Source organism: Actinopolymorpha cephalotaxi, assembly GCF_013408535.1.
Classification (GTDB): Bacteria; Actinomycetota; Actinomycetes; order Propionibacteriales; family Actinopolymorphaceae; genus Actinopolymorpha; species Actinopolymorpha cephalotaxi.
Window position 1 is genome coordinate 1844698 of record NZ_JACBZA010000001.1, and the last position, 12392, is coordinate 1857089.

Genomic DNA, 12392 nt, shown 5'->3' on the forward strand with positions numbered 1-12392 from the left:
TGCCGTCCGGGATGCCCGCAGCGAGTGGCTTCTCAGGTCGTACGGTCGGTGCGGTCCAGCCGGGCGACCCCGATCCGGGCGTCGGCCATGCCGTAGAAAACGTAGGTGCGCCCGGCGATCGTCTCCACCGCCGTGGGAAACACGACGTTGGCGACGGTGCCGGTGCGTTCGTCGTCGGTCTCCGGCGTGAGCAGCGGCTCGGGGGTGCGGGCCAGCACCCGGGAGACGTCCAGGGCGTCCAGCAACATCGCGCCCGCGCCGTAGGTGACCCGCTGGCTGCTCGGGTCCCAGCCCGGCGGAATGTGGCCGGTGACGCCGTGGTGGATCACCAGCCAGCCCTCCTCGACCCGCATCGGCGGCGGCCCCGCGCCGATCTTCAGCTCCTCGTAGGGGAACTCCGGCTGGGCCACCTGGCGGTGGTCGTGCAGATGGGTGAGCGCGCGGAGGTCCTGTTCGACCGCGGCCACCGAGACGTACGACACCCAGATGCTCGGGCGGTCGTCGTCGATTCCGGCGGGCAGGTGGACGCCCTCACCGGGACGGAACCAGCCGAGGTCCCACATCGGGCGGTGCAGCATGGCGTAGCAGGGCTCGCCGTCGGGCCCCGGGACCGGCTCGGGAAAGAACACCGCGTCCTTGTTGGGGAACAGGTTGAGGTCGGTGTCCAGGTCGGGTTGGTACTCGAAGTGCACCGGACCGAGACGCCGCCAGGTGGTCAGGTCGTCGGAGACGGCGATCGCCAGCTTGGGACCGAGCGGGCCGTAGGCGACGTAGGTCATCACGTGCACGTCCAGGTCGGGCACCCAGGTGACCCGGGGGTCCTCCACGCCGGCGTTGTTGAGGCCGCGCTCCCAGCCCTCGTCGGGAGCCAGCACGACGCCGCGCCGATCGACACTCACCGGAACGCCGTCGACGCAGTTGACCTCCGCGAGCCCCACCCGCGACACGTTGCCGGCCGCGACCATGCGCGGCAGCAGGTGCAGCCTCCCGTCGGGGGTGTGTCCGCTGGCGGGGTTGAGGACGCCCTCACTTTCCAGCTCGTTGTCCGGCTCCGGCGTCATCACCACACCCAGCCGGGTGAGGGTGTAAGGAACCTGCGCGTGTGCAACCTGTGTCGCGTGCGTGCTCAACGGATCGGCCCTCCCGAAATAGCCCCGCCGAACCTTAGCTTGAGCGTATCGGGGGGCACCGACAGGCGTCAGGCGAGCGGGACGGCCGCCACCGGCGTGGTCGTGGGCGCCTTGGACCCGCCCTGCGGCTCCACCGAGATGCCGAACGCGTTGGCGCCGCCGACACCGGACAGAACCTCGCTGACCCGTCCGGATCCGGTGACGTCGACGACACCGGCGGAGCGGGCGCTGTCCCCGGAGATGAACCAGAGCTGGTACGTGCGCCCCCGGGGCGGCCGGGACATCCCGTCGAGGAGTACGACGGCACGGTCGAGCTGCTGGGACACCACGACGGTGACCTTCCCGCCGCCGCGGACGTCGCCTCGGACGGTTCGCGAGTCGGGAGCGGCCAGGACGGTCTCGATCCGCTCGCGTTCCTGGACGGCCTGGGCGGTCCGCTGCTGGGCCTGTTGGTACTGCACGACCCCCGCGCCGACCCCCACCCCGGCGAGGATGACCAGCGCGGCGGCCAGGGCGAGCAGTCCCCGCCGGCGAGGGCGCCGAGCGCGGTGGCCGTGGGTGACCGGCTGGTGCCGGCTCTCGGCAGCCGAGGAGGTTTCGCCGTTCGTGGTTTCGCCGTTCGCGGAGTCGCCGTCCGGGCCGGTGGGCCGGACGGTGGTACGTCCGTTGCCGGTGTCGGGAGCCGCCTCCTGGCCGGTGGTCCGGATCGCGGCCAGGACCCTGGCGCGCAGCTGCTCCGGCGGCTCGGTGGCGGTCGCGGCGGCGAGCTGGGCCGCGACGGCGGCCAGCTCGCGTACTTCTCCCTGACAGCTCGAACAGGTGGACAGGTGGGCCTCGAACTCGCGCAGCTCCGGCTCGGGCAGCGCGTCGAGCACGTACGGCGCGGTCAGGGAGTGCAGGTCGGGCACGTCGGGGAGGCCGGGAGTCGTCGTCATCGCGGCGCTCCCAGCTCGAAGGTGCCGATGCAGTCGCGGAGCCGGGTCAGCCCGTCCCGCATGCGGGTCTTGACGGTGGCCAGGTTGGCGCCGAGGACCTCGGCGACCTCGCGGTAGTTGTACCCCACGTAGTAGGCGAGGGTCACCGCCTGCCGCTGCAGGTCGGTGAGCGAGCCCAGGCAGCGGCGGACCTGTTCCTGCTCAAGGCTCGCCGTCACCTCCTCGACCACCTGGTCGTACGCGGGGGAGTTGTCGCCGGCCGCGGCCCGGCGTTCGCGGTCGGTGGAGGCCTGCTCCGACCGCACGCGGTCGACCGCGCGGCGATGGGCCAGCGTGCTCGCCCAGGTGCGCACCGAGCCGCGGGAGGGGTCGAACCGGGACGCGGTACGCCAGATCTCGACGAACACCTCCTGGCTCACCTCCTCCGCGAGCGAGGGGTTGCGCAACACCCGGCAGACGACGCCGAACACCTGCGGGGCCAGCAGGTCGTAGAGCGCGCCGAACGCGTCCTCGTCTCCCCGGGCCACCCGGGGGAGGAGGTCGTCGGCGGTCGGCGACGTGTCACCCACCGGTCGCGGTGGTCGGGGTGCGTCGTTCATCGGGTCCATCTTCGCGTGCACCGTCGCCCGCGCGACGCGGCGGGGGCGCGGCGAGCGTCGCGTCCGGCCTGCTCGGGCGGCGTTTCGTGCAACATGACAGGCAACATACCGGGCAACGGCAGGTCAAATGATCCGAACGGCCGACCAGACGGGAGCGCCCCGGCTGCAGTGCAGCAGCCGGGGCGCTCGCCTGGTCGTGCCTGTGGTGCGGGGGTACCGGGGTGTACGGGTGCATCCCGGTGAAGCCGGGAGGACTCAGCCGAGGCGGAGCTTCTCGTTGGGGAAGATCAGGTTGGGGTTGCTCCCGACCAGCTTCCGGTTGAGGTTCCACAGTGCCCGCCAGCCGCCGTCGACGCCCTGCGCCTGAGCGATGGTGGACAGGGTGTCGCCGGACCGGACGACGTACCTGGCACCGGACACCGCGTGCCGGGAGTGCGTGTGCGTGTGCCGGCTCACGATCTTCGGCCGGGAGGTGCCGCGCGAGGAGCGGGAGCTGTGCTGCTTGCGCTCCTGCGTCTGGGCGCGGGTGTTGGGGCTGCCGCCCTTGTCGCCGGAGCCGAGGCCGAGCTTGGCCGAGCATGCCGGCCAGGCGCCCCAGCCCTGCACGTCCAGGACCTTCTCCGCGATCTCGATCTGCTGCGACTTGGTGGCGTAGTCGGCGCGGGAGGCGTACTTGCCGCCACCGAAGCCGGTCCAGGTCGAACGGGTGAACTGCAGGCCGCCGTAGAAGCCGTTGCCGGTGTTGATGTGCCAGTTGCCGCTGCTCTCGCACATGGCGAGGCGTTCCCACGTGTTGGTGCTGGCGGCGTTCGCCGGAGTGGCGGCGGCAGCCATCCCGACCATGGGGACAGCGGCGGCGATGCCGGTGACGGCGGCGGTCTTCGTGACGCGCTTGGCGACGGTGTTCGTACGACTGGCGCCGCGGTGCTTTGCCTGATAGGCCATGAGTGTGTTCCCTCCCGTCGCCTGCGGAGTTAGCTGTCGGATTCGGGCGAGAGGAAGTGCCCGGCCGCTCGAGGCGGCTTCACCCCAGGACCCGTTGCCGGGTCCGTATGTGGTTCCTCCGTCTCCGCCCGATGGAAGTACCGGGTCTGACGACACCGCCGGGCGGAGCTAGGCGAAGCGGGTCGTAGCCGCCCCCCTGTCGGCGCGACCGAGATGGACTGTACGGCGTGATCGTTTCGTTGCCAACCTGATCCAAAGGATTCACCGAAGTCGCGACCACGCTTTGTTTACCACGATGAAGTGTGCAGCCGACGGCCGGCGAACAGGCGGTGAAGCCGTGCCCGAGGACGGCGCTTCCGCTGTCGGACAATGGCAAACCTGCTGGTGACAGCGTTGCCGGCGACGTCGTTGAGGCCGCGGCGACCGCGGCCGCGGAGGCGGCGAACGACCTGCCGGTCAGGCGGTGGAAGAGGCTCGCGACGCAGCTCGTGCGAGGGTGACAGCCGGCCGAAAATTCCTGTCCTGGCCGACGGGAATCACTCCCGCGGCCACGGCTTTCGCGGTCTCCGCGTGGCGAACGGGTGTTCGGGCGCGGGTCTCGCTAGCGTTCGGGACACGATGCCCGACACGACGCCCCACACGACGCCCGGCACCACCATCAGGTTCCTGCATTCCGGCGACTGGCAGCTCGGGATGATGCGCCGGTTCCTCGGCCCGGAGGCCCAGGCGCGTTACGGCCAGGCGCGCGTCGACGCGATCGAAAGCATCGGCGCGGTGGCCGCGCGCACCTCCGCCGCGTTCGTCGTGGTGGCCGGTGACGTGTTCGACGCCAACCAGGTCGACCGGAAGGTCGTCCTGCGGGCGTGCGAGGCGCTGCGGGCCGTCCCCTGCCCGGTCTACCTGCTGCCCGGCAACCACGACTCGCTGGAGCCGGGTTCGGTGTGGGCGAGCCCGATGCTCGCCGCGCACCTGCCGTCCCACGTCGAGGTGCTGCGCGACTCAGTCCCCCGTACGCCCGCGCCGGGTGTCGAGGTCGTCGGTGCGCCGTGGCGCACCCGCCGGCCACTGCGCGACCCGGTGGCGGACGTGCTCGACGCCGACCCGCCCGCGGCGGGCGGGCTGCGGGTGCTCGTCGGCCACGGGCAGGTGGACAGTCTCGCGCCCGACGTCGGCGAGCCCGCCCTGATTCGCCAGGACCCGCTGGAGGAGGCGATCGCCGCCGGCCGGATCCACTACGCCGCACTGGGCGACCGGCACTCGCGTACGTCCGTCGGCGAGTCGGGCCGGATCTGGTACGCCGGCACTCCCGAGCCCACCCGGCCCGAGGAGGAACACCCCGGCGACGTGCTGCTGGTCGAGCTGGCCACCGGTCCCGGCGGCTCCACCTGCACCGTCACCCCCGAACGCGTGGGCACCTGGCGGTTGCTCTCCCAGGTGGTCGAGGTCGACGGCGACGCCTCACTCGACGCACTCGACCGCTGGCTCGGCGAGCAGCCCGACAAGGCGCGCACCGTGGTCCGCCTCGGTGTACGCGGCGCGCTGCCGGTCGCCGGGCTGACCCGACTGGAGGTGCTGCTGGACGCGCAGACCGAGGTGTACGCCGCGATCCAGCGATGGCGCCGGCACTGGGACGTCGGCGTGCTCCCCGACGACCGGATGCTGGACGACCTCCCGGTGACCGGTCCGGCCCGGGCCGCACTGGAGGAGTTGCGGCACACCGTCGCCAGCGGCAGCGACGACGCGGCCGAGGCCGCCGACGCACTCGCGCTGCTGCACCGGCTTGCCGGGGGAGCGGCGTGACGGTCGGCGTGACGGCCGGCTTGACGGTCGGTTCGAGGGGAGCGGCGTGAGGCTGCACCGGCTGACGCTGCGCGACTTCCGCGGGGTGGCCACGCGCGACCTGGACTTCGACGAGGCCGGCGTCACCGTCGTACTCGGCGACAACGAAACCGGCAAGTCCTCCATCCTGGAGGCGCTCAGCCTGCTGTTCGAGCTGCCGGACGACTCCAAGGCCGGGAAGCTGAAGGCGGTGCAGCCGGCCGGCCGCGACGTGTCCAGCGAGGTCGCCGCCGAGCTGACCCTCGGCGGGCAGCGGGTGCACTACCGCAAGCGGTGGTTCCGCCAGCGGCTCACCGAGCTCCGGGTCGACCCCGGCGGGCACACCTGGACCGGGCGCGAGGCGCACGACGAGGCCGCCAGGCTGTTCGCCGCGCACGTGGACGGGAGTCTGTGGGCGGCGCTGGTCGTCGGCCAGGAACACGCACTTGCCGTGCCGGCGGCGGGATCGGTGGCGGCGGTGCTCACCGCGCTGGACGAGTCCGCGGGTGGCGAGGTCGACCACGGCGCGTCGGTGCCGCTGGTCGCGGCCGTCGAACGCGAGTACCAGCGCTACTTCACCCGGACCGGCCGGCCCAGCGGCGACTACGCCGAGGCGATCAGCCGGCGCGACCAGGAACGCGCGCGGGTGGCGGACTCTCAGGCGTTGCTGGCCGAGGTCGAGCAGGACGTCGCCTCGGCCGAACGCCTGACCCGCGACCGCGCCACGATGAGCGCCCGCTCCCGCGAGCAGGAGGCCCGGGTCGCGGAGCTCTCCGACCGCCGGCAGTCGGCGGAGGAGCTGGTCGGCCAGGTCGACCGGCTGCGCCGGGACGCCGAGTTCGCCGCCGCGCAGGTCGAGTCGGCCCGGGCGGAGGCCGAACGCCGGGCCGCGCTGGTCGAGGAGGTGCGGGAGCGAGACCGTGCGGCGACCGAGGCGGAGGACGCACGGCTGCGGACGGCCGCGGCGTTGCGGGCCGCGGAGCAGGAGTGGGAACGCGCCACCGCCGCACTCCGGGTGGCCAGGGACGAACAGGCCGCCCGGCGGGCGGAGGTCCGCCGGCTCGACGCCCACCTGTCCTGGTTGCGGGACCGCGCCGACCTGGCCCGGTTGCGAGAACGGCTCACGGCGGTGGAGGAGGCGCGGGAGCAGGAACGCCGTGCCGCCGCCGCACTCGACCGCGCGAACGTCGACGAGGCCGCGCTGGAGGCGGCCGAGACCGCGCACGTGGACGTGCTCGCCGCCCGGGCCGCGCTGGCCGCCGGCGCGCCGACGATGGTGGTCCGCCGGCTCGGTGACGCCGGCGTGGAGCTGTCCGGCGTACCCCTCGAGGAGGCCACGGTCGAGCGGGAGGTGACGGTCGACCGGGACACCACCGTCCGGGTGCCGGACGTGGTCGAGGTGACCGTACGACCGGGTACCGGCGCGGCCGAGCTCGCCGCCGTGGCCGCGAGTGCCGAGGACGCCGAACGCCGGCTGCTCGCCGAGCTCGGCCGGCCCGACATCGGCGCGGTACGGCAGGCGGCGAGGTCCAGGGTCGAGGCGGAGCGTGCCCTGACCGTCGCCCGCGAGGTCCTGACCCGCCGGCTGGAGGGACGCTCGTTCGCCGACCTGTCCGCCGCTCATGACCAGCTGCTGGCCAGGGTCGCCGACGACGAGGCCGACGACATCGCTGAGGACGTGCCTGAGGACGTCGCCGAGGACGTCGCCGACGACGAGACCGACGGCGGGTCCGACGACGAGCACGTCGGCGACGGAGTCGACCGCGCGGCGGACGCCGTGGCCACCCTCTTCGACCCGGAGCCGTTGCCGGTAAGGGATTCCTCGGCTGTCAAGGAGTCCTTGACGGTGGACGAGCCGACGGCTGTCAAGCAGCCGTTGTCAGCGCGGACACCGTTGCCCGGTACGCAGGAGAGCACCCGGGAGGCACTCGGACGGGCACAGGCCGAGGATGTCGCCGCGGCGAAGGTGCTGGCCGGCGCGGAGGCGACCGAGGCGGGCGTTCGTACGGCGTTCGAAACGGCGCGGGACGAGGCGACCGAGGCGCGCGTTCGCGCCGAGCAGGCGGCCGAACGCCGCGCCGACGCACACGCCACGCTGGACCGTGCTCGTGCCCAGCAGGGCGACGAGCTCCTCACCGCCGCGGTGGACAAGGCGATGCAGGAGGCGGCCGCGATCGCCGCCGACCTCGCCGAGGCCGAGGACGCGGTCTCGCGCAGCGGGGCCGGCGAGCTCGGTGAGCGGCTGGCGGAGGCGACGACGCTGCGCGCGCAGCTGGCCGAGCAGGTCGAGCACCTGCAGGACGAGCTCAGCCGGGTCGAGGGTGCGCTGGAACGCGCCGGCGCGCAGGGCCTGGCGACCGCGGCCGATCGGGCCCGGGCCGAACTCGCCCACGTGGAGGAGCACCACGCCACGCTCGAACGCCGGGCGCTGGCCGCCGCCCGGTTGCGGGAGACGCTCGAACGTCACCGGGCGCAGGCCCGCCTCCGGTACGCCGCGCCGTTGCGCGACCGGATCGAGGCGCTCGGCCGGGTGGTGCACGGACCGTCGTTCGCCGTGAGCCTGGGCGCCGACCTGGAGGTGGAGGCTCGTACCGTCGACGGGATCCGGCTTCCGGTGTCGTCGCTGTCCACCGGTGCCCGCGAACAGCTCGCCACGCTGGTCCGGCTCGCCATCGCCGGCCTGACCGCCACCGACGGCAGCGGCGTCCCGGTCGTGCTCGACGACGCGCTCGGCTGGTCCGACCCGGGCCGGCTGCAGGCGATGGGCGCGCTGCTGGCCCGCGCCGGCGCCACCGGGCAGGTGATCCTGCTGACCTCCGCTCCGGACCGCTACGTCGGGACCGTTCCCGGCGCCCGGGTGGTGCGGATCTAGGCGCGCCGTGCGCCTTAGGGTGGGCGGGTGAACGACGCCGTCCGGCTGGTCCGGGTGACCGAGGCCCACAAGTCCGTCCTCGCCAACCTGCTGCAGCTCTACCTGTACGACTTCAGCTCCCTCAGGGACGTCGAGCTGTCCACGCACGGGACCTACCCCTACCGCTATCTCGACCACTACTTCGTCGAGGCCGGCCGCGAGCCGTTGTTCATCCTGGTGGGTGACCGGCTGGCCGGGTTCGCACTGGTGCGGCACGAGGGCGGAACGAATGTCGTCGCGGAGTTCTTCGTGGTCGCGAAGCACCGCCGGTCCGGGGTCGGCCGGTCGGCGGCGCACGCGATGTTCCGCCGCTATCCGGGGAAGTGGAGCCTCGACTACTACGACGGGAACGACGCTGCCCGGCGGTTCTGGCCCGACGTGGTGCGGGCGGTGGCGACCGGGGAGGTCGGCCGGCGGCAGTTCGGCCCACCCGAGACCGACCTGCCGGCGACACAGTTGACGTTCACCGTCGGCTGACGAACCCGGTCCGGCTGCACCGGTCTTCTACGCCGGTCAGCCGACCCAGCGGTAGCGGCGTTCGGGCCGGCCGGTCGCCTGGTACCGCAGCGAGATCTCGGCCCGCCCGGTCTCGTTCAGGTGCTCGAGGTATCGCCTCGCGCTCACCCGTGAGACGCCCACCTGCTCGGCGCATTCCGCGGCGGACAGGCCGGCGTCGGCTGCGCGCAGTGCCCGCTCGACCAGGGCGGCCGTCTCCGCGCTCTGCCCCTTGGGCAACGCGGTCGCGGTCATCCGCGAGGTGGCGCTGGCGAGCATGCGGTCCACGTCGGTCTGGTCCTGGACGGCGGCGAGCGACAGTCCCGTCCGCTGTGCGGCGTAACTCTCCAGGCGGCGCCGGAGATCGTCGAACCCGAACGGCTTCAGCAGGTAGTTGACCGCTCCCTGGCGTACGGACGCACGGATCGCGGTGGCCTCCTTGGCGGCCGAGATCACCAACATGTCGCAGTCGTGCCCGGCGACGCGCAGCTGGTTGATCACGTCCAGGCCGTGGATGTCGGGGAGGTAGAGGTCGAGGAGTACCAGGTCGGGGTGCAGCCGGGCAGCCATCGCGATGGCATCCCGGCCGGTGTGGGCGACACCGACGACGGTGAAGCCGGGCACCCGGGCGACGAAGTTGCTGTGGATGCGTGCGACTCGGTAGTCGTCGTCGACGACGAGTACGCCGATCATGGGGCCGCTCCTTCGGTCAGGCCGACGGTGTGCTCGGTGGAGTCCGTACGCTGGCCGATCGACAGGCGGGCGGTGAACCTCGCGCCGTCGGTGGTGTTCGTCACTGCGATCTCCCCGCCGCGGCGTACGCAGATGCGCCGCGTCAGCGCCAGCCCGATGCCTCGCTCACCGGCCTGCGCGGCCTTGGTGGTGAATCCGTGCGAGAACACCTCCCGCACCAGGTCCGGCGCGACTCCCGGGCCGGAGTCCTGCACGACGATCTCCACGCTGGACGCGTCCTGCAGGACCTCGAGCTCGACCCAGGCGTGGTCGGCACTCCCGGTGCCCTCGGCAGCCCCGGCGCCCTCGGCGTCCTCGGCGCTCCCGGTCGTGCCGGCGGCGTCGGCCGCGGCGTCCAGGGCGTTGTCCACGAGGTTGCCGACGACGGTCGCCACGTCGGCGGAGTCGTGCGGGTGCAGGGGGTTCAGGCAGGTGCGTTCGGACACCCGGAGCTGGATCCTGCGCTCGGCCGCGTGCGCGGACTTCGCCATCAGCAGGGCGGCGACCGCCCGGTCCTGGATCCGCTGGGCGAGGGTCAGGTCCAGCGACTGCCGGTGCACGTTGAGCGCGTCGACGTAGCGCACCACCTCGTCGTACTCCTCGATCTGGATCAGACCGGAGATGGTGTGCAGCTGGTTGGCGAACTCGTGGGCCTGCGCCCGCAGCAGTTCCGCGGAGCTGCGGAACGAGCTGACCTCGCGTTCGCGTTCGGCCAGCTCGGTGCGGTCGCGCAGGGTGGTCACCGAGCCGAGCGTCCGGCCGTCCTTCACGACGGTCATCCGGTTCATGATCAGCACCCGCCCTCGCCGGAGGACGACCTCGTCCCGCTCGGCGATGCCGTCCGATGCCAGCAGGACGTCCCGCAGCCGTCCCTCGATCGAGAGCTCGTCGAGGCTCTGGCCGACGCACCGCTCGGGCAGGTCGAGCAGGGTCCGGGCCACCGCGTTGGCCAGCGTGACGCGGTGGTGCGGGTCGAGCGCGACGACCCCTTCGGCGATGCCGTACAGCATCGCCTCCCGATGCTCGGCGAGCCCGGCGATCTCCCGCGGCTCCATGCCGAACGTCTGCCGTTTGATCCGCCGCACCACCAGCCACGAGCCGACCAGCCCGATCAGGCTGGCGACGCCGAGGTAGATCACGAGATAGGAGGAGGCGCCGGCCAGCCGGTCCCACAACGACGGTGACGCTTCCCCGATCATGACGGTGCCGAGGTGCAGGCCGAGGCTCCGCTGCTGTGCGGAGAGCACCGGCACCTGGGCGACCAGCTCGCGCGACCCGTCGATCTCGATCTCCCCGGACCAGCCACGCCCCTCGCTGCCCGCCGGGCCGCCGAACGGCAGCCGGGTGCGGACGAGGAGCGGATTGGTGGAGCTGACCACCTCACCGCGCGCGTTCGCGACGGTCACCGACGTGACGTCGGACTGGGTCTGTACGGTCTGGACGAGGGTGGCGAGCGGACCGGTGGACTCCGGGGGAACCAGATTGGTTCGTACCAGTGGGTTGGCGGCCAGCTGCTCGGCGAGTGCGGCGACCCGGCGGCCCTCCACGCGGTTGAACGTCGCCGCGGACTGGGTGAGCGACAGCGCGGCGACCGCCACCAGGACGAGGACGATGATCACCAGCTGCAGCGCCAGCAACTGGCCCGCCAGGGAGCGGCGGGGACTCATGACCACAATGAACACAACCTTCGCAAGTGACACAACGGTGGACGGCCACCCGCTGAAGCGGCACCATCATCGCGCCTGACTCCGACGAAACGAAAGAGAAACCGCGATGAAACTTAGAAGGGGCCTGCTCGCCGGTGCTCTGGCCGCCGCGGTGCTCGCGGCCGGTGCGTGTGGAGTCACAGCGGACAAGCAGCCGGGAAGCCAAGGAAACAAGGGCTCTGACGGCCCGGTGGGCAACCTGCGGATCATGGTCCCCAACAGCCCTGGCGGCGGCTACGACATCACGGCCCGGACCGTCGCGAAGGTGATGGAGGACAACAAGATCGCCACCGGCGTCAACGTCTTCAACCTGGAAGGCGCCGGCGGGGTGGTCGGGCTCCAGCGCACGGTCAACGAGAAGGGCAACGGCAAGCTCGCCATGCAGATGGGGCTCGGCGTCGTCGGTGCGTCGTACACCCAGAAGTCGAAGGCGAAGCTGACCGACACCACGCCGATCGCCAAGCTGATCGAGGAAGCCGGCGCCATCGTGGTGCCCAAGGACTCGCCGTACAAGACGATCGACGACCTCGTGACCGCGTGGAAGGCGGACCCCCGGCGCGTCGCCGTCGGCGGCGGCTCCTCGCCCGGCGGCCCGGATCACCTGCTGCCGATGCAACTCGCCAAGGCAGTCGGCATCGATCCCAAGAAGGTCAACTACGTCACCTACGACGGTGGCGGGGAGTTGCTGCCCGCTCTGCTCGGCGACAAGATCGCGTTCGGCGCGAGCGGTGGCGGTGAGTTCCTCGACCAGATCGAGGCGGGCCAGATCCGGGTCCTCGCAGTGACCAGCGAGGAACCCGTCACGGCGATCAAGGACGCACCGACGCTGAAGAGCGCGGGCATCGATCTGGTGTTCACGAACTGGCGCGGAATCGTCGCCCCACCAGGGATCTCCGACGAGAAGCGCCAGGTGTGGGTCGACGCGCTGACGAAGATGCACGACTCCAAGGACTGGAAGGCCCAGGAGAAGAAGTACGGCTGGACCGACGCGTTCGTCACCGGCGAGGACTTCGGCACCTTCCTGAAGGAGCAGGACCAGACGGTCGCCGACACGCTGTCGCGGCTCGGGCTGGCATGAGCCGGACGGACGATCACGGGACAGCCGAAAACCGCACGGACGA

General features: G+C 72.2%; 10 protein-coding genes and 1 riboswitch. Of the genes, 4 read left to right on the forward strand and 6 right to left on the reverse strand.

Features of this window, described 5'->3' with window-relative positions; all coding sequences use genetic code 11:
• Positions 1-32: 32 nt before the first annotated feature.
• The 4 genes from FHR37_RS08280 to FHR37_RS08295 all read right to left on the reverse strand — a co-directional run bounded on the left by FHR37_RS08280 (position 33) and on the right by FHR37_RS08295 (position 3609).
• Positions 33-1130: a glycoside hydrolase family 130 protein gene (locus tag FHR37_RS08280; protein WP_237768889.1), complete on the reverse strand. Its 1098-nt coding sequence runs from the start codon at positions 1128-1130 to the stop codon at positions 33-35.
• A 68-nt stretch (positions 1131-1198) separates the two neighbouring features.
• Complete coding sequence (locus tag FHR37_RS08285) at positions 1199-2065, reverse strand: anti-sigma factor (protein WP_092884683.1); 867 nt, start codon at positions 2063-2065, stop codon at positions 1199-1201.
• A complete protein-coding gene (locus tag FHR37_RS08290; protein ID WP_092884681.1) occupies positions 2062-2664 on the reverse strand; it encodes a sigma-70 family RNA polymerase sigma factor in 603 nt (200 codons plus the stop codon). The genes FHR37_RS08285 and FHR37_RS08290 overlap by 4 nt, the downstream gene beginning before the upstream one ends.
• Positions 2665-2919: 255 nt before the next feature.
• Positions 2920-3609 (reverse strand): LysM peptidoglycan-binding domain-containing protein, encoded by a 690-nt coding sequence (locus FHR37_RS08295; protein ID WP_092884679.1) that lies wholly within the window; start codon positions 3607-3609, stop codon positions 2920-2922.
• Between the two features lie 4 nt (positions 3610-3613).
• A riboswitch (cyclic di-AMP (ydaO/yuaA leader) is annotated at positions 3614-3764 on the reverse strand.
• A gap of 463 nt (positions 3765-4227) precedes the next feature.
• Here FHR37_RS08295 and FHR37_RS08300 point away from each other — a divergent pair.
• From FHR37_RS08300 to FHR37_RS08310, 3 genes are read left to right on the forward strand one after another with little or no spacing between them, the layout of a single operon-like run.
• Positions 4228-5409, forward strand: coding sequence for a metallophosphoesterase family protein (locus FHR37_RS08300; protein ID WP_092884675.1), 1182 nt, complete (start codon positions 4228-4230; stop codon positions 5407-5409).
• 46 nt (positions 5410-5455) lie between these two features.
• Entirely contained in the window at positions 5456-8299 is a 2844-nt protein-coding gene (locus FHR37_RS32370) for an ATP-binding protein (protein ID WP_175542601.1), read from the forward strand.
• A 27-nt stretch (positions 8300-8326) separates the two neighbouring features.
• Positions 8327-8815, forward strand: coding sequence for a GNAT family N-acetyltransferase (locus FHR37_RS08310; RefSeq protein WP_092884671.1), 489 nt, complete (start codon positions 8327-8329; stop codon positions 8813-8815).
• A 36-nt stretch (positions 8816-8851) separates the two neighbouring features.
• Here FHR37_RS08310 and FHR37_RS08315 read toward each other — a convergent pair whose 3' ends face one another.
• Both FHR37_RS08315 and FHR37_RS08320 read right to left on the reverse strand, forming a co-directional pair.
• Positions 8852-9526, reverse strand: a complete 675-nt coding sequence (locus FHR37_RS08315) for a response regulator (RefSeq protein WP_139239040.1) — start codon at positions 9524-9526, stop codon at positions 8852-8854.
• On the reverse strand, positions 9523-11232 hold the full coding sequence (locus FHR37_RS08320) for a sensor histidine kinase (protein ID WP_139239039.1): 1710 nt from the start codon (positions 11230-11232) through the stop codon (positions 9523-9525). Before FHR37_RS08320 ends, FHR37_RS08315 begins: the two co-directional genes overlap by 4 nt.
• A gap of 106 nt (positions 11233-11338) precedes the next feature.
• Between FHR37_RS08320 and FHR37_RS08325 the strand changes: the two genes are divergently transcribed.
• A complete protein-coding gene (locus FHR37_RS08325; protein ID WP_092884669.1) occupies positions 11339-12349 on the forward strand; it encodes a Bug family tripartite tricarboxylate transporter substrate binding protein in 1011 nt (336 codons plus the stop codon).
• Positions 12350-12392 lie beyond the last annotated feature (43 nt).